At 63.8% G+C, this 17169-nt stretch carries 14 protein-coding genes; 8 read left to right on the top strand and 6 right to left on the bottom strand.

Annotated elements, in window-relative coordinates; all coding sequences use genetic code 11:
- Positions 1 to 35 precede the first annotated feature (35 nt).
- The 5 genes from ACF8R4_RS02955 to ACF8R4_RS02935 all read left to right on the top strand — a co-directional run bounded on the left by ACF8R4_RS02955 (position 36) and on the right by ACF8R4_RS02935 (position 7153).
- Positions 36 to 2288, top strand: coding sequence for a heavy metal translocating P-type ATPase (locus ACF8R4_RS02955; RefSeq protein WP_392491660.1), 2253 nt, complete (start codon positions 36 to 38; stop codon positions 2286 to 2288).
- Between the two features lie 9 nt (positions 2289 to 2297).
- Complete coding sequence (locus tag ACF8R4_RS02950) at positions 2298 to 3167, top strand: LysR family transcriptional regulator (protein ID WP_060498091.1); 870 nt, start codon at positions 2298 to 2300, stop codon at positions 3165 to 3167.
- A 157-nt stretch (positions 3168 to 3324) separates the two neighbouring features.
- Entirely contained in the window at positions 3325 to 4383 is a 1059-nt protein-coding gene (locus ACF8R4_RS02945; RefSeq protein WP_060498090.1) for a putative 2-aminoethylphosphonate ABC transporter ATP-binding protein, read from the top strand.
- Position 4384: 1 nt separating this feature from the next.
- On the top strand, positions 4385 to 6109 hold the full coding sequence (locus ACF8R4_RS02940) for a putative 2-aminoethylphosphonate ABC transporter permease subunit (RefSeq protein ID WP_392491657.1): 1725 nt from the start codon (positions 4385 to 4387) through the stop codon (positions 6107 to 6109).
- A gap of 18 nt (positions 6110 to 6127) precedes the next feature.
- Positions 6128 to 7153, top strand: a complete 1026-nt coding sequence (locus ACF8R4_RS02935) for a putative 2-aminoethylphosphonate ABC transporter substrate-binding protein (protein ID WP_060498088.1) — start codon at positions 6128 to 6130, stop codon at positions 7151 to 7153.
- 125 nt (positions 7154 to 7278) lie between these two features.
- Here ACF8R4_RS02935 and ACF8R4_RS02930 read toward each other — a convergent pair whose 3' ends face one another.
- Together ACF8R4_RS02930 and ACF8R4_RS02925 are read right to left on the bottom strand one after the other, a co-directional pair.
- Positions 7279 to 8643, bottom strand: a complete 1365-nt coding sequence (locus tag ACF8R4_RS02930) for a GTPase/DUF3482 domain-containing protein (protein ID WP_392491655.1) — start codon at positions 8641 to 8643, stop codon at positions 7279 to 7281.
- Positions 8636 to 10027 (bottom strand): DUF2868 domain-containing protein, encoded by a 1392-nt coding sequence (locus tag ACF8R4_RS02925; protein WP_104833784.1) that lies wholly within the window; start codon positions 10025 to 10027, stop codon positions 8636 to 8638. Before ACF8R4_RS02925 ends, ACF8R4_RS02930 begins: the two co-directional genes overlap by 8 nt.
- A gap of 54 nt (positions 10028 to 10081) precedes the next feature.
- Here ACF8R4_RS02925 and ACF8R4_RS02920 point away from each other — a divergent pair, with 54 nt between their 5' ends.
- Complete coding sequence (locus ACF8R4_RS02920) at positions 10082 to 10597, top strand: dihydrofolate reductase (protein ID WP_060498085.1); 516 nt, start codon at positions 10082 to 10084, stop codon at positions 10595 to 10597.
- 60 nt (positions 10598 to 10657) lie between these two features.
- Here ACF8R4_RS02920 and ACF8R4_RS02915 read toward each other — a convergent pair whose 3' ends face one another.
- Both ACF8R4_RS02915 and ACF8R4_RS02910 read right to left on the bottom strand, forming a co-directional pair.
- Positions 10658 to 10879 carry a hypothetical protein gene (locus ACF8R4_RS02915; protein ID WP_104833785.1) on the bottom strand — a complete coding sequence of 74 codons (222 nt, stop codon included), beginning with the start codon at positions 10877 to 10879 and terminating at the stop codon, positions 10658 to 10660.
- A 133-nt stretch (positions 10880 to 11012) separates the two neighbouring features.
- Entirely contained in the window at positions 11013 to 12404 is a 1392-nt protein-coding gene (locus tag ACF8R4_RS02910; RefSeq protein WP_060498084.1) for an L-cystine transporter, read from the bottom strand.
- Positions 12405 to 12648: 244 nt separating this feature from the next.
- Here ACF8R4_RS02910 and ACF8R4_RS02905 point away from each other — a divergent pair, with 244 nt between their 5' ends.
- Entirely contained in the window at positions 12649 to 13704 is a 1056-nt protein-coding gene (locus ACF8R4_RS02905) for a phosphorylcholine phosphatase (RefSeq protein WP_104833786.1), read from the top strand.
- 2 nt (positions 13705 to 13706) lie between these two features.
- Here the strand turns inward: ACF8R4_RS02905 and ACF8R4_RS02900 are convergent, their stop codons facing one another.
- Complete coding sequence (locus tag ACF8R4_RS02900; protein WP_060498082.1) at positions 13707 to 13985, bottom strand: hypothetical protein; 279 nt, start codon at positions 13983 to 13985, stop codon at positions 13707 to 13709.
- A gap of 182 nt (positions 13986 to 14167) precedes the next feature.
- On the bottom strand, positions 14168 to 16009 hold the full coding sequence (ilvD, locus tag ACF8R4_RS02895) for a dihydroxy-acid dehydratase (protein ID WP_060544907.1): 1842 nt from the start codon (positions 16007 to 16009) through the stop codon (positions 14168 to 14170).
- 477 nt (positions 16010 to 16486) lie between these two features.
- Here ilvD and ACF8R4_RS02890 point away from each other — a divergent pair, with 477 nt between their 5' ends.
- Positions 16487 to 17143, top strand: a complete 657-nt coding sequence (locus tag ACF8R4_RS02890) for a magnesium transporter (protein ID WP_156866842.1) — start codon at positions 16487 to 16489, stop codon at positions 17141 to 17143.
- Positions 17144 to 17169: the final 26 nt, after the last annotated feature.

The following is a 17169-nucleotide window of genomic DNA, read 5'->3' as shown; positions in this document are numbered from 1 at the left end:
TCACTTGGCAACAGGCTCAATTTAAGGATGACCCCATGAACCAGCCTGTCAGCCACGAACACAAGCACCCGCACGATCACGCCCATGGCGATGACGACCATGGCCATGCCGCCCACGGGCACAGCTGCTGCGCTTCCAAAGCCGCGCCGTCTCGGGTGCAAGTGACCGAAACGGCCAGTGCTCAGGCGCAGCTCAGTCGTTTCCGTATCGAGGCCATGGACTGCCCCACCGAGCAGACCCTGATCCAGGACAAGCTGGGCAAGCTGGCCGGGATCGAGCAGCTGGAATTCAACCTGATCAACCGCGTGCTTGGCGTGCGCCATACCTTGAACGGCACCGGCGATATCGAACGGGCCATCGACAGCCTGGGGATGAAGGCCGAGCCGCTTGGTGCCGAAGATGACGGCACAGCCGCTGCACCGCAACCGGCCAAGACCCGCTGGTGGCCGCTGGCCTTGTCGGGCATTGCCGCGATCGCCGCCGAAGTCGTGCACTTTGGTGCGTTGGCGCCTGAATGGGTGGTGGCGGCATTGGCGCTGGCGGCCATTGCTGGCTGCGGCTTGGGTACCTATAAAAAGGGCTGGATCGCCCTGAAGAACCGCAACCTCAACATCAATGCGCTGATGAGCATCGCCGTGACCGGCGCCGTGCTGATCGGCCAGTGGCCGGAAGCGGCCATGGTGATGGTGCTGTTCACCGTCGCCGAGCTGATCGAAGCGCGCTCGCTGGACCGCGCACGCAATGCCATCGGCGGGCTGATGCAGCTGACCCCGGACATGGCCACGGTGCAGCAGGCCGACGGCCAGTGGCGCGAGGTAGAGGTGCGTGAAGTGGCCCTCGGCGCCTTGGTGCGGGTACGCCCTGGTGAGCGCATTGGCCTGGATGGTGAAGTGACCAGCGGCCAATCCAGCGTCGATCAGGCGCCGATCACCGGCGAAAGTCTGCCTGTAGAGAAAGCGGTGGGCGACAAGCTGTTCGCCGGTACCATCAACCAGGCGGGGGCGCTGGAGTTTCGCGTTACTGCCGCCGCCGGGCAATCGACCCTGGCGCGAATCATCAAGGCCGTGGAGGAAGCGCAAGGCGCGCGGGCGCCGACCCAGCGCTTCGTCGACCGGTTCTCGCGCATCTACACCCCGGTGGTATTCGCCATCGCCCTGGCCGTGGCGGTGATTCCGCCGCTGTTCATGGCCGGTGCGTGGTTCGACTGGATCTACCGCGCCTTGGTGCTGCTGGTGGTCGCGTGCCCGTGCGCCCTGGTGATCTCGACCCCAGTGACCATCGTCAGCGGCCTGGCCGCTGCGGCGCGCAAAGGCATCCTGATCAAGGGCGGTGTTTACCTGGAGGGCGGTCGCCACCTGGACTTCCTGGCTCTGGACAAGACCGGCACCATTACCCACGGCAAGCCTGTGCAGACCGACGCCAAGGTGCTGGAGCCGCTGTTCGGAGGCCGCGCACAAGCCCTGGCCGCCAGCCTGGGTGAGCGCTCGGATCACCCGGTGTCCCGCGCCATTGCCCAGTTCGGCAAGGCGCAAGGCCTGGCCTTGAGCGAAGTGGATGACTTCGCTGCCCTGGCCGGTCGCGGCGTGCGTGGCACCATTGCCGGTGAGGTTTACCACTTGGGCAATCACCGCCTGGTCGAAGAACTGGGGCTGTGCTCGCCCGCGCTGGAAGCCCAGCTGGATGCACTGGAGCGTCAGGGCAAAACAGTGGTTTTACTGCTCGACCGCTCTGGCCCGCTGGCGCTGTTCGCGGTGGCCGATACGGTCAAGGACAGCAGCCGCCAGGCCATCGCCGAACTGCATGAGCTGGGTATCAAGACTGTCATGCTGACCGGCGACAATCCGCATACCGCGCAGGCCATCGCCGGCGTGGTGGGTATCGACCGCGCCGAGGGTAACCTGCTGCCGGCCGACAAGCTGAAAACCATCGAAGCCCTTTACGCCCAAGGCCATCGGGTGGGTATGGTGGGTGACGGCATCAACGACGCCCCGGCCCTGGCCCGTGCCGAAATCGGCTTTGCAATGGCGGCGGCTGGCACCGACACCGCCATCGAGACTGCCGATGTAGCGTTGATGGACGACGACTTGCGCAAAATCCCGGCCTTCGTCAGGCTGTCGCGCCAAAGTGCGGCGATCCTCATGCAGAACATCGTTCTGGCGTTGGGCATCAAGGCAATATTCCTGGCGATCACCTTCGCTGGCATGGCCACCATGTGGATGGCGGTGTTCGCTGACATGGGCGTGAGCCTGCTGGTGGTGTTCAACGGCTTGCGCCTGCTGCGCAAATAGAGGACGTGCATGCTGAGTTCGGAGCTGAAAGCCTTCTACATGGTGGCCCGCCTGGGCAGCATCACCCTGGCGGCGAAGAAGCTCGGGCTCAGCCAGCCCACGGTGACCACGCAGATCCGCAACCTGGAAAGCCAGTACGCGGTCGAGCTGTTCTACCGTGGCGGGCGGCGCCTGGTGTTGAGTGAAGAGGGCGTGCGCCTGCTGCCGATGGTCAAGGCGCTGTTGCAGCAAGAGGCGGACATCGAGTTCGAACTGCGCAACAGCGGCCAGGCCCAAGGCACCCTGCGCATTGCCGCCACGGCGCCTTACTACATCCTCGACTTGGTGAAGATCTACCGCGAACGGCTTCCGCAGGTGGAAGTGGCGGTGGAGATCGGCAACTCGCAGCAAGTGCTGGAAATGCTTGAAGACTACCGGGTGGACATCGCCGCTTCGTCGCAGCTCGTGGAGGATGCCCGGTTGGTGCGGCGGGTCCTGGGCACGGATCCATTGGTTGTGGCGGTGCACCGCAACCACCCGTTGGCCCACCGCCAGGCGGTGTCCATCGACGTCTTGGCCGGGCATTGCCTGCTGATGCGCGAGAAGGGCTCGACCACGCGCAAGCTGACCGAGCAGATGCTGCAGGAGGCCGGGGTGAAGGCCGGGGCTTTGCTGGAAATCGGCAGCCGTGAGTCGATCCGCGAGGCGGTGCTGCGCAATATCGGTATCAGCGTGATTGCCCGGCATGAGGTGCCGCATAACCCTGAATTACGGGTGCTGGCGCTGGAGGATGCGCCGGTGATGCATGAGTATTTGTATTGCCTGAAGGAGCGGCGCCAGGCCCGGTTGCCAGCTGCATTCCTGGGCGTGGCGCAGGAAGTGGCTGGTTCGCATTTCTAGATCGGTGTGGGCTTCTTCGCGGGTTTACCCGCGAAGAGGCCTTTGAGGGCCAATACAAAATCTGCCAATACCACTATCACTTGCTTTTGCCTTAAAGCCACAGAACCTTCGCACAGCCTGCCTAGCATGGCCCCCATCTCTTCGATGAGGCCTTGCCATGAACCACGCCACCCCCGGCGCACAAATGAAAGTGCGCAACATCCACAAGCGCTTCGGTGCCTTTACGGCGCTCAACGATGTCTCGCTGGACATCGCCGCCGGCGAGCTGGTGTGCCTGCTCGGCCCGTCCGGCTGTGGCAAGACCACGCTGCTGCGCTGCATCGCCGGCCTGGAGCGCCAGGACCGCGGCACGCTGTACATCGGCGAGCGCGATATCTCCGAACTGCCGCCCCAGGCCCGTGATTACGGCATCCTGTTCCAGTCCTATGCGCTGTTCCCCAACCTCACCGTCGAGGCCAACATTGCCTACGGCCTGACTGGCAGTGGCCGCGAGCAGGCCCGTCAGCGGGTGGCTGAAATGCTTGAACTGGTGGGCCTTTCTGGCAGCGAGAAGAAGTACCCCGGCCAGCTTTCCGGTGGCCAGCAGCAACGCGTGGCCCTGGCCCGTGCGCTGGCACCGTCCCCCTCGCTGTTGCTGCTCGATGAGCCCATGTCGGCGCTGGACGCACGGGTGCGCGAGCACTTGTGCACCGAACTGCGCCAGCTGCAACGCCAACTGGGCATTACCACCTTGATGGTCACCCACAATCAGGACGAGGCCATGCTGATGGCTGACCGTATTGCGGTGATGAACAACGGCCAGGTTGAGCAGTACGCCACCCCACAGGAAATCTACGACCAGCCGGCCACACCGTTCGTCGCCGAGTTCGTTGGCCAGGGCAACTGGCTGCCGTTCCAGCGCAACGATGACAGCCATGCCCAGGTCGGCGCCATGAGCATGCGTCTGGCGCCGGGTTCGGCACAGGCCAGCAGCGGCCGGTTGTTCTGCCGCCCGGAGGCAATCACGGTCAACCCGGTGGTGCACGAGGAAAACCTGTTCCCGGCCATGGTCCGCGAGATTACGTTCCTGGGTAACCGCTGCCGCATGAGCTTCGAACTCAAAGCCCTGCCTGGCCATGCCCTGCTGGCTGAACTGGCCCCCGAGGCCATACCGCGCCTGGGCTCGCAGGACATCTGGGTGGCCCTGCCGCCGCAGAGGCTGCAGGTGTTTGCCTGAGATGGCCGCGCCAATGTCCCTGCCGCTGAGCCAGGCCAACGCCGCGCCACGTGCTGGCGTCGCCCTGGGTGACCGGTTGTTCGTGGTCGGCGGCAGGAGCCTGCTGCTGATCCTTCTGGTGCTGGCTGTGCTGATGCCACTGCTGGCGATCTTCTGGCGTGGCTTCAGCGCTGACGCGGACCAGGGTGGAGGCCTGCTGGCAGCCCACGAACTGTTCGCCAGCGACAATTTCCACTGGTTGCTGGGCAACAGCCTGTCGGTGGCGTTCACCGTGGCGGCCATCGTGGTGCCGCTGGCGTACCTGTTCGCCTATGCGCTGCAACGCACGCGGATTCCGGCCAAGGGCGTGTGGCGGGGGATTTCCCTGCTGCCGCTGCTGGCGCCGTCGATGCTGCCGGCCATCGCGCTGGTCTACCTGTTTGGTAACCAGGGGCTGCTGCGCGGGTTGCTCAGCGACAACATCTATGGCTTCTGGGGCATCGTGCTGGGCGAGGCGATCTACACCTTCCCGCATGCGCTGATGATCCTGCTGTCGGCGCTGTCGTTGGCCGATGCCCGGTTGTTCGATGCGGCCTCCAGCATGGGGGCCGGCCCGTGCCGGGCATTTACCAGCATCACCTGGCCAGCCACGCGGCAAGCGGTATTCGCGGCGTTCTGCCTGGTGTTCACCCTGACCATCACCGACTTCGGTGTTCCGGTCGTGGTCGGTGGTGACTATCAGGTACTGGCGCTGGAGGCCTACAAGGCGGTGGTGGGCCAGCAACAGTTCGGCCGTGGCGCGTTGATTGGCATGGTCCTGCTGCTCCCGGCGCTGTTCAGCTTCACGGTCGATGCCTGGCTGCGTCGGCGCCAGGGCGAAGCCATGAGCGGTCGTGCCCAGGTGTTCGAGCCCAAGTCATCGCGCAGCCGAGATGCCTGCTTCCTGGCCATCGTGCTGCTGGTGTGCGCGGCGTTGCTGCTGGTGATCGGCATGGCGGTGTATTCCTCGCTGGTCACCTTCTGGCCGTACAACCTGTCGTTGTCGCTGCGCCATTACATGTTCGAAGATACCGCAGGTGGCGGCTGGCTGGCTTATCGCAACAGCGTGACCATGGCCATTGGCACCGCGCTGATCGGCAGCATCGTGATCTTCACCGGTGCTTACCTGATGGAGAAAACCCAAGGTCAGCGCCTGCTCAACCAGATGCTGCGCCTGCTCAGTTTCATCCCCATGGCTGTACCTGGCCTGGTGCTGGGTCTGGGCTACGTCTTCTTCTTCAACCTGAACGGCAACCCGCTGCATGTGCTGTATGGCGGCATGGGGCTGCTGGTGGTGTGCACCATTGCGCACTACCTGACCACCGCGCAGATGACCGCAACCACGGCACTGCGGCAGCTCGACGGCGAGTTCGAGGCCGCCGCGCTGTCGCTGAAGGCACCGCTGTACAAGCACTTCGTGCGGGTGACCGTGCCGATTTGCCTGCCGGCACTGCTGGACATCATCCGCTACCTGTTCGTGTCGGCCATGACCACCGTGTCGGCGGCGATCTTCCTGTACAGCCCCGACACCATTCTGGCTGCCGTCGCCGTGCTGAACATGGACGACGCCGGTAACGTGGGCGGTGCTGCTGCCATGTCCACCCTGATTTTGCTGACCAGTGCCGGCGCTTCACTGCTGCTGGCCGCAGCCTCACGCGGCCTGCTGCGCCGCTCCCAAGCCTGGCGCCAACGCGCCGCGACCGTCTGACCTGTAAGGAACCTACCCATGTACAAGCACCTTGCACTTGCCGCTGCCGTTTCTGCCGTGTTCAGCCTACAGGCTTCGGCCGCCGGTACCCAGTTGACGGTCTACACCGCCCTGGAAGCAGAACAACTGAAGAGCTACAAGCAGGCCTTCGAAAAGGCCAACCCGGACATCGAGATCAAGTGGGTACGCGACTCCACCGGCATCATCACCGCCAAGCTGCTGGCCGAGAAAGACCGCCCGCAAGCTGACGCCGTGTGGGGCCTGGCGGCGTCCAGCCTGGCCGTTCTCGACCAGAACGGCATGCTTGAAGCCTACGCGCCAAAAGACCTGGGCAAGATCGCAGCCAACTACCGCGATGCCGCCAACCCACCGGCCTGGGTGGGCATGGACGTGTGGGCCGCGACCATCTGCTTCAATACCGTCGAGGCCGAGAAGCAGGGCCTGAGCAAACCGGTGAGCTGGCAGGACCTGACCAAGCCGGAGTACAAGGGCAAGATCGTCATGCCCAACCCGGCCTCGTCCGGCACCGGCTTCCTCGACGTGAGCGCCTGGTTGCAGACCTTCGGTGAGCCACAGGGCTGGGCCTACATGGACGCGCTGCACCAGAACATCGGGCAGTACGTTCACTCTGGCTCCAAGCCATGCAAGCTGGCGGCAGCGGGCGAGTTCCCGATCGGTATCTCGTTCGAATACCCGGCCGTGCAGCTCAAGCGCCAGGGCGCGCCGCTGGACATCGTGCTGCCGAAGGAAGGCCTGGGTTGGGAGATCGAGGCGACTGCGGTGATCAAGGGCTCGCCCAAGGCGAATGCGGCCAAGCGTCTGGCCGATTTTTCGGCAAGCCCCGCAGCCATGGAGCTGTACAAGGAGAACTTCGCGGTGCTGGCGGCGCCGGGCATTGCCAAACCGCAGACCGAGTTGCCTGCGGACTATGAGCAGCGCCTGATCAAGAACGACTTTGCCTGGGCCTCGAAGAATCGCGACCAGATTCTGGCTGAATGGCGCAAGCGCTATGACGGTAAGTCGGAGAAGGTGGCCCAGCAGTAGCACTTCACTTTGCAGGTCTGGCCTCTTCGCGGGTAAACCCGCTCCCACAAGTACTGCGCAGGAACTGGGCTTTGCGCTATCCCTGTGGGAGCGGGTTTACCCGCGAAGAGGCCAGACCTGTTTACTCAAAACTGAGAAACCAACGCCTCTAGCTGTTCCTGCCGTTCAGCCTGATTCAGCTTCGCCCCTGGATTAAGGGTGGACCACTGCGGATGTGCCCGCGCCTTGACCAGCGCCTCTGGCAACCTGCCTTCACGCCACGTCTTCTCATCCAGCTCTCCCAGCCGAATGCTGTCCTGCGCCGCATGCCCACGGTTGTCCAGCGCAACCATCAACTGCTGCTGACGCAAGGCCAGCAAGCGCAATACCGTGTCGTCCACGGTCAGCTCGCGCTTGCCCTTAAGCTTGCCCATCAACCGCGACCCATAGTTGCGCGCGGTCTGCAGCGCGCCACCGGCAATTGCACCTGCCAAGGCCGCTGCACCGAGGGTAAGGCCGCCAACCAGCAAATCAACCCCGGCACCGGCGGCCGCCCCGGCCGCCACACCACTGCCCAGGCGCACGCCCAGCAGCTTCAGGGTTTCGGGGTTGAACAGGTCGTCACCCCAGCGGCCATCCAGCAAAGGCAGGTCGCTGGCATGGGCATCTTCGCGGCGGAAGGCATACAGCTTGAGCAACGCCTCGACGCAGCGCTGTTCCCGCTGGCGCACGTCCTGGCGCAATGCTTCGATGGCCCTGGCCTCGGCAGCCGGTTCTGCCTCGACGCTGCGCCGGCAGGCGGCGCAGTCCAGCAGCAGCTCGGCGATCAGGCGCTTGCCGCTGTGCTGGCGCGCCAGACGCTGCGCCTGCTGGTCGTCGATCAGCCGCTGCAGGGCAGGGCGAGCGTCTTCCAGCAACAGGGCCAGGCTCTCGTACAAACGCCGCTCGCCATCCTCGGGTGGGGCCACGCTGTCGAACCGCACCAACGCGTGAAGCCCAAGCCGGGCAAGGGCTTCACGCCATTGCGGCTCGCGGTGCTGGTGGCTGGCGACGAAGTTGAGCACTGGCAGCAACGGCTTGCCGCAGCTGGCCAGCACTTCCAGCTCGTCGCGGTATTTGGCCAACACCGGCTCACGCGCATCGATCACGTACAGGCCGGCATTGCTGGCCAGCAGCTGGCGTAGCACCTTGGCCTCCTGCTCGAAACGCTGGCGTGCCTCGCTGCCCTGCAGGAAGCGCTCCAGGCGGGCCGGGCCGTCCAGGCGCTCGCCCGGGCGCTCCAGGCGTTCGAGGTAGTCGAGCAAGGCGATGGCATCTTCCAGGCCCGGTGTGTCGTACAGCTCCAGCAAGGGTTCGCCGTCCACCGACAGGCGCGCACCTTCCACATGGCGGGTGGTGCTGGGGCGGTGGGAGACTTCGCCAAAGCCGACGTCACGGGTGAGGGTACGCAGCAGCGAGGTCTTGCCGACGTTGGTGTGGCCGACCACGGCCAGTTTCAGCGGCTCAGTCATGGCCATGCTCCAGCCAGGTCAAGGGCGAGGTGTCGGCGTGTGCCAGGCCAAGGCGGTCGAGGGCTTCGTGCCAGTCACCCAGGCGCTGGGCATCGAGAGCCTGACCAGGCGCGGCCTGTAATAGCCAGATTCGGGTCGCACCGGCATTGCGCGCCAGTTCGGCGAGTAGCGCCAGGCTGCCGCGGTCGGGTGAGCGCCGTGGGTCGCAGGCGATGGCCAGGCGAGCAGGCGGGAAGCGGCTAAGTTGTTCAAGCAGGCGGTTGCGCGATTCACGGCTGTCGAGCACACCGGCATCGGTCACGTTTTTGGGCAGGGCGGGCGGCCAGGGGCGCTGGTCGTCCAGTTCCAGGCCGACCAGCAGGGCACCGCTGCTGCCGCTTTCCAGCTGGCCGGCAGCAAACTGTGGCAAAGCCTCGGGGGCTGCGTCCTGCACGCCGATGCGCTCGCTGCGGGGCATCAGCGCATCTCGCAGGTGCGCGTAGCCGGGCAGGCTGAGGTCCAGCGTCAGGCGCTCGCGGCCCTGGCGCCAGCGCCACAGGCACAACGCGGCCAGCAGCAAGCGCGGCAGCAGGCCATACACCAGCACTACGCCGAGTAGCCAGCTGGCCCAGGCCTGGCGGGCCAGATCCAGCGCGGGCAAGGTGTCGCCGCTGGCGCGGATCATGGCCTCGTCGGGTATGGCAAAGCCCAGCAGCGAGGGCAGGGCGCCCAGGGCTTGGGTCAGGTGGATGAACGGGTCGGCGGCAAGCAGCGTGGTTTCCCAGACAAAGCCATAACGCCGGGTAGCCAGCAAGGCCAGGAGCATGCCCAGGGCGGTGAGCATCGCCAGCAGCCACAGGCCGTGTACCAGCAGGCCGAGCAACCAGCGGTTGAGGCGCTGGCGTTGCAGCAGCACCAGCAGCGCAGGTGCCAAGTGCGCGGCCTTGGCATCGCGGGCAAAGCGTTCGCTAAGCCATAACCACAGGCGGCCCAGCCCCGTGCCGTGGTTTCCACTGATGGCAAAGCCGACGGCCCAGCCCAGCAGCATCAGCAGGTTCAGCCCGAGCAGGCTGCCCAAGGCCCAGAATACGTTGACCGGCCGTTGCCCATCGCCCAGGGCGGCCAGCGCCATGCCTGCGCCGCTGAGCACGGCCAGCAGCAACAAGGGCAGCAGCGCCAGGCGCGCACCCTGTTTCCAGTGGTGCAAGGCGACAGTCATGCCGTCGCGTTCGGCCAGGCACAGCGCACGGGTTTCGATACGGGCCGCCAGGTCGCCGCCCAGTTGGCGGGCGCGGCGGTTGGCCTCCTGGTCTTCCAGAGGGCCGGCATGTTCTTCACGCAGGCGTACCGCTTCGGTGAGCCAGCGCTTGTCCAGTGAAGTGGGTGCAGTCACAAGGTCTTCCATTGCACAGGTCAGGGCAGAAGCATAACCCACACGCCCGGTGCTATCCTCGCCGGCATGAATACATCACTCCCCCTCAGCCTGATCGCGGCATACGCTGAAAACCGCGTGATCGGCATCGACAACTCCATGCCCTGGCATTTGCCGGGGGATTTCAAATACTTCAAGGCCACCACCCTGGGCAAGCCGATCGTCATGGGGCGCAAGACCTGGGACTCGCTGGGGCGGCCACTGCCCGGGCGGTTGAACATCGTCGTCAGCCGCCAGCCGGGGCTTGAGCTGGCAGGCGCCGAGGTGTTCGCGTCGCTGGAGGAGGCGCTGGTGCGGGCTGAACAGTGGGCGCGCGAGCAAGGCGTTGATGAGCTGATGCTGATTGGCGGGGCGCAGCTGTATGGGCAGGCGCTGGAGAAAGGGCTGGTCAGCCGCATGTACCTGACGCGGGTGGAAATGGCGCCGGAAGGGGATGCCTGGTTCCCTGCGTTTGATGAGGGGCAGTGGAAGCTGGCGTCGAGTGAGGCGCAGGCTGAAGAAGGTAAACCTGCCTATCACTTCGAGGTCTGGGACAAGGTTTGATATTACCGGGGCTGCTGTGCAGCCCATCGCCGGCAAGCAGCGCAAGGTGAGCGGTGATGCTCAGGTGAGCAGCTTGATGATCAGTGCGGTGACAGTCGCCACGGTGGTGACGAAACCGACGGCGATGGCAACCGGGTACCAGAAGGTTTCGCGGGTCATCTTGACGGCCTCGGCATTCAGCTTGCGTGTCTCGGCCATCAGTTTGTCGACTTCGACGCGGATCTTGGCCACCTCAATGCGGAGCTTTTCGGCTTCGGCCTGGGTCATGTCGTACTGGGGCATGGTGTTGCCTTTCCCTTGGAGTGTTCGATAAGGCGAGCTAGCAGTATAGCGATGCTGCCAGCCGCCTGTTGCCCACTTCCCATGCCATTGCGTTACGGGATATTGGGGCTGTATGGCAGCCCCGGGTGATCCGTCAGGTATGGCTCAACTCGGCATGCTCATCGCCCGCCAGCACAGACTTGTCGGTCTCTTTCAGCAGTTGGCTGGTGACCACGCCCGCCGTCATCGAACCGTTCACGTTCAACGCCGTGCGGCCCATGTCGATCAGCGGCTCTACCGAAATCAGCAACGCCACCAGCTCCACCGGCAAGCCCATGGCCGGCAGCACGATCAATGCAGCAAAGGTGGCCCCGCCGCCCACGCCGGCAACGCCTGCCGAACTCAGGGTGACGATGGCCACCAGGGTGGCGATCCACAGCGGGTCGAAGGTATCGATGCCTACCGCCGGCGCCACCATCACCGCCAGCATGGCGGGGTAGAGGCCGGCGCAACCGTTCTGGCCAATGGTGGTGCCGAACGAGGCGCTGAAGCTGGCGATGGATTGCGGCACGCCCAGGCGACGGGTTTGCGCCTCGATGTTCAGCGGAATGCTGGCAGCGCTGGAGCGGCTGGTGAAGGCGAAGGTCAGCACCGGCCACACCTTGCGGAAGAAGCGCAGCGGGCTCACGCCAGTGGCGGCGAGGATGATGCCGTGCACCACGAACATCAGCGCTAGGCCCAGGTACGACACCACCACGAAGCTACCCAGCTTGAGGATGTCTTCCATGTTCGAGCTGGCCACGACCTTGGTCATCAACGCCAGCACGCCATACGGGGTCAGTTTCATCACCACGCGCACCAGGCGCATCACCCAGGCTTGCAGGGTGTCGATGGCCGACAGGGCACGTTCGCCTTTCTCGGCATCGTCCTTGATCAGCTGCAAGGCCGCCAGGCCGATGAACACGGCAAAGATCACCACGCTGATGATCGAAGTCGGCTTGGCCCGCGCCAGGTCACCCACCGGGTTGCTGGGGATGAACGACAGCAGCAGCTGCGGGATGTTGAGGTCGGCGACCTTGCCGGCATAGTCGCTGTGGATAACCTGCATACGCGCGCTTTCCTGGGCGCCGGCCACCAGGCCTTCGGCGCTGAGGCCGAACAGGTTGGTCAGCACGATGCCGATCAGCGCGGCAATGGCGGTGGTCAGCAGCAGGGTGCCGATGCTCAGCACGCTGATGCGGCCCAGCGAAGAGGCATTGTGCAGGCGTGCCACGGCGCTGAGGATCGAGGCGAAGATCAGCGGCATGACGATCATCTGCAACAGGCCGACATAGCCGTTGCCGACCAGGTCGAGCCAGGCGATGGTGGCCTTGAGCGCCGGGTGGCCAGCGCCGTAGACCGTGTGCAGGGCAAGGCCGAAGAGCACACCCAGCACCAGGCCCAGCAGCACCTTCTTGGCCAGGCTCCAGTCGGTTCGGCGGGTTTGTGCCAGGCCCAGCAACAGGGCCAGGAACGCCAGCAGGTTAAGAGACAGCGGCAGGTTCATTGAAGCTCCAGCGGAAAAAAGCAAAGGAAGCATCGCCTCTGTGAGCGATTGCGAACGGAAATGCTAACAGGCTGAAAACAAACGAATTTATATCCAAATGGAATGTGTATAGTCGTTCATGGAATAACGGCGTGTCGCAGGTTGCAATGAACACGGCGTTTGCAGCTGCATGGAGGTCGTTATCGAGGGCCGTTGGCGGGGAATGTTGCACTAGCGTTTCCGGGTCATTTCAGGAGATTCGTAAATGAAGCGCGCCCCTAAAGCCGTGGCCCTCGGCCTGTCCCTGCTGTTCAGTATCGAAACCTTCGCCACCGAGCTCAAGCATTGGCCTGCAGAAGCAGCCAAGCAGCTCGACGGCATGATTGCCGCGAATGCCAACAAAGGTAATTACGCGGTGTTCGACATGGACAACACCAGTTACCGCTATGACCTTGAAGAGGCCCTGCTGCCATTCATGGAGAACAAGGGCCTGCTGAGCCGCGACAAGCTCGACCCGTCGTTGAAGCTGATGCCGTTCAAGGACACCGCCGAGCACAAGGAAAGCCTGTTCAGCTACTACTACCGGTTGTGCGAAGTTGACGACATGGTCTGCTATCCGTGGGTGGCCCAGGTGTTCTCGGGCTTTACCCTGAAGGAGCTGAAGGTGCAGGTGGATGAGCTGATGGCTTCTACCAAGCCGATCCCCAGCACCTACTACGAAGGCGACCAAGTCAAGACTATTGAGGTACAGCCACCCAAGGTCTTCAAGGGCCAGGCCGAGCTTTACAACAAGCTGATGGAGAACGGCATCGAGGTGTACGTGATCTCGGCGGCTTCGGAAGAGCTGGTGCGCATGGTCGCGTCAGACCCCAAGTACGGCTACAACGTGAAGCCGCAAAACGTGATTGGCGTGAGCCTGCTGCTCAAGGACCGCGCCAATGGCCAGCTGACCACGGCACGCAAGCAGATCAGCGCCGGGCACTATGACGCCAAGGCCAACGAAGGGCTGGAACTGACCCCGTACCTGTGGACCCCGGCCACCTGGATGGCGGGTAAGCAGGCGGCGATCCTCACCTACATCGATGAATGGAAGAAGCCGGTGCTGGTGGGCGGCGACACGCCAACCAGTGATGGCTACATGCAGTTTCATGGGGTGGATGTGGGCAAGGGCGGCATCCACCTGTGGATAAACCGCAAGGCCAAATACATGGACCAGCTCAATGGCATGATTGCCAGAAATGCCGCCGCTCAGGCCAAGGAAGGGTTGCCGGTGACGGCGGACAAGAACTGGGTGATCGTGACGCCGGAGCAGATTCAGTAGGCTCATGGTACGTGTACCGTGATTCGATAACTGCCGCTGGAAACACGTTTGCCGTAGCGGTCGTGGATGGCGAACGTGTGACCGGCCTGGGTCTCTTGATGAATGACCGTGGCATACTCGCCAGAGAAAATGTTCTTGGCTTGCAAGTGGGCAGGAGGTGCGTCTGATGGGGGGATGGCGCTGGGGCAATCAGTAAGCACCAAACGCCCTTGTTCGGCGTCCCAGGCATGGCGACAACCAGGTACATGTACCGAGCCCCTGAAACTGATGGCTCCGGTCATTGCGCGCTCCTGACCTTGGGTAGAGGTGGGTACCAGGCATACGTACCCTATGGTCACGCTGTACAGCAGGCTTTTCCAAGTCATGGCTGCCATTGCCCCCTAAGGCTGTTTTTAGGCAGTATGGGAGCGGAAAAGCAAAAAAACCGGCGCACGGGGCGCCGGTTGGTGTTTTCAGACGCTTCTTACAGGCCTTCCAACATAGCCTTGTTGCGCACGGCACCCTTGTCGGCACTGGTCGCCAGCAGGGCATAGGCCTTCAGCGCAGTGGTCACCTTGCGTGGGCGTACTTCGGCAGGCTTCCAGCCCTTCTTGTCCTGTTCGACGCGGCGTTCGGCCAGCTCTTCGTCGCTGACCAGCAGGTTGATCGAACGGTTAGGGATGTCGATCAGCACCTTGTCGCCGTCACGCACCAGGCCGATGGCGCCACCCGCAGCAGCTTCTGGCGAGGCGTGGCCGATCGACAGGCCCGAAGTGCCACCCGAGAAGCGGCCGTCGGTGAGCAGGGCGCAAGCCTTGCCCAGGCCTTTGGACTTCAGGTACGAGGTCGGGTACAGCATTTCCTGCATGCCCGGGCCGCCTTTCGGGCCTTCGTAACGGATGATCACGATGTCGCCGGCCTTCACTTCGTCAGCGAGGATGCCGCGTACGGCGCTGTCCTGGCTTTCGAAGATTTTCGCGGTGCCTTCGAACACGTGGATCGACTCGTCGACACCCGCGGTTTTCACCACGCAACCGTCGAGGGCGATGTTGCCGTACAGCACGGCCAGGCCGCCTTCTTGCGAATAAGCGTGCTCGAAGCTGCGGATGCAGCCGTTTTCGCGGTCGTCATCCAGGGTTTCCCAACGGGTCGACTGGCTGAACGCGGTCTGGGTCGGGATCCCGGCAGGGCCGGCCTTGAAGAAGGTGTGCACGGCTTCGTCATCGGTCTGGGTGATGTCCCATTTGGCGATGGCTTCTTCCATGCTGCGGCTGTGCACGGTCGGCAGGTCGGTGTGCAGCAGGCCGCCACGGGCCAGCGAACCGAGGATGCTGAAGATGCCGCCGGCGCGGTGCACGTCTTCCATGTGGTACTTCTGGATGTTCGGCGCCACTTTGCACAGCTGCGGCACTTTGCGCGACAGGCGGTCGATGTCACGCAGGTCGAATGCCACCTCGCCTTCCTGGGCGGCGGCCAGCAGGTGCAGGATGGTGTTGGTCGAACCGCCCATGGCGATGTCGAGCATCATGGCGTTTTCGAACGCCTTGAAGTTGGCGATGCTGCGCGGCAGTACCGACTCATCGTTCTCGCCGTAGTAGCGCTTGCACAGCTCGACGATGGTGCGGCCGGCGGTGAGGAACAGCTGCTCGCGGTCGGCGTGGGTGGCCAGGGTCGAACCGTTGCCCGGCAGGGCCAGGCCCAGTGCTTCGGTCAGGCAGTTCATCGAGTTGGCGGTGAACATGCCGGAGCACGAACCGCAGGTCGGGCAGGCGCTGCGCTCGTATTCGGCGACTTTCTCGTCGGAGGCCGTGGAGTCGGCGGCGATGACCATGGCATCGACCAGGTCCAGGCCGTGGCTGGCCAGTTTGGTCTTGCCGGCTTCCATCGGGCCGCCGGAAACGAAGATCACCGGGATGTTCAGGCGCAGGGCGGCCATCAGCATGCCGGGCGTGATCTTGTCGCAGTTGGAAATGCACACGATGGCGTCGGCGCAGTGGGCGTTGACCATGTATTCCACGGCGTCGGCAATGATCTCGCGGCTTGGCAGCGAGTACAGCATGCCGTCGTGGCCCATGGCGATGCCGTCATCGACCGCGATGGTGTTGAATTCCTTGGCCACGCCACCGGCGCGTTCGATCTCGCGGGCAACCAGCTGGCCCAGGTCCTTCAGGTGCACGTGGCCCGGGACGAACTGGGTGAACGAGTTGGCGATGGCGATGATCGGTTTCTTGAAGTCTTCGTCCTTCATCCCGGTGGCGCGCCACAGGGCACGGGCGCCGGCCATGTTGCGGCCTTGGGTGGAAGTCTTGGAACGATAATCAGGCATGAAACACTCCTGGCGGCTTAATCAGGTCACAAAAAGGGGAGTGAGCTTCTCTTGTCCTTTGCGCCGCAGGCCGGTTGCCACTGGCACGGATGAGGCCGAAGACCGCGCGGGATCGCCGCGTGCTTGGCCAGAGCTCATAAACCCGCCGGGGATGACTGGCGATGAATAGGCCGATTCTACACCGCTGGCGCGGCGAGGGAATGAAGATGTGTGCAGGCGGTGATTTTGGCCTAACGGCCGGCGTTTGTAGGACGCTTCCTAAACATGACCCAAGGGGCTGACCTGGCCACCATGAATAACTATTATCCGGCCGCCGCATGTGCGGCTTCACGAGATACCCCTCAATGGACCTTCCCAGTTACCGGTTCCATACGAACCTGCTATCTGGCACTGAGCGCGCCGTCGCCAGGGCTGTCGAAGGCTTGAGTCTTAAAGGCTGAGGTCTGTGGGCGCCTGGTTGGGCGCCTGGAGAACTTCATGCACTATCAAAACGACAAGAATACCCGGCAGCCTGTGAGCCAAGAGGCCTTGGACGCGATGCGTCGTGAGGCGACCGAGGACTTCCACAAGGGCGCCTCGATCACCAATCACGTTGGCAACCTGCGGGATGCGACCTTGGGGCTGCTCTACCGCAAGCGCGTGCTATGGCTGGTGTTGCTGGTATTTGGCAACCTGTTTTCTGGGGCGGGTATCGCCGCTTTCGAGGAAACCATCGCAGCACACATCGCCTTGGTATTCTTCCTGCCATTGCTGGTGGACAGCGGCGGAAACGCTGGCGCCCAGTCTGCAACGCTGATGGTACGAGGCCTGGCGACGGGCGAAGTGGCCATGCGTGACTGGTGGCGCATGCTGGGCCGGGAGTTCGGGGTTGCCTTGGCTCTAGGCTGCACCATGGCTGTTGCCGTGGCGTCCTTGGGGGTATTGCGCGGCGGGCTGCAAATTGCCCTGATCGTAGCCAGCAGCATGGTGATCATCGTGCTGGTCGGAAGCCTGATCGGCATGAGCCTGCCATTTCTGCTGAGTCGCTTCAGGCTCGACCCAGCGACAGCCAGCGGGCCACTGATCACATCGATTGCCGATGCCGCGGGGGTGCTGGTGTACTTCGGGATTGCAACGCACGTTCTGGACATTTGAAGCGTGCCGGGGGGCGTAAGGCCCCC

The organism is Pseudomonas sp. FYR_2 (genome assembly GCF_043106425.1).
In the GTDB taxonomy this organism is placed as follows: Bacteria; Pseudomonadota; Gammaproteobacteria; order Pseudomonadales; family Pseudomonadaceae; genus Aquipseudomonas; species Aquipseudomonas monteilii.
Note: the sequence above shows the minus strand (reverse complement) of the source record. Positions and strands in the feature narration are given on the sequence as shown.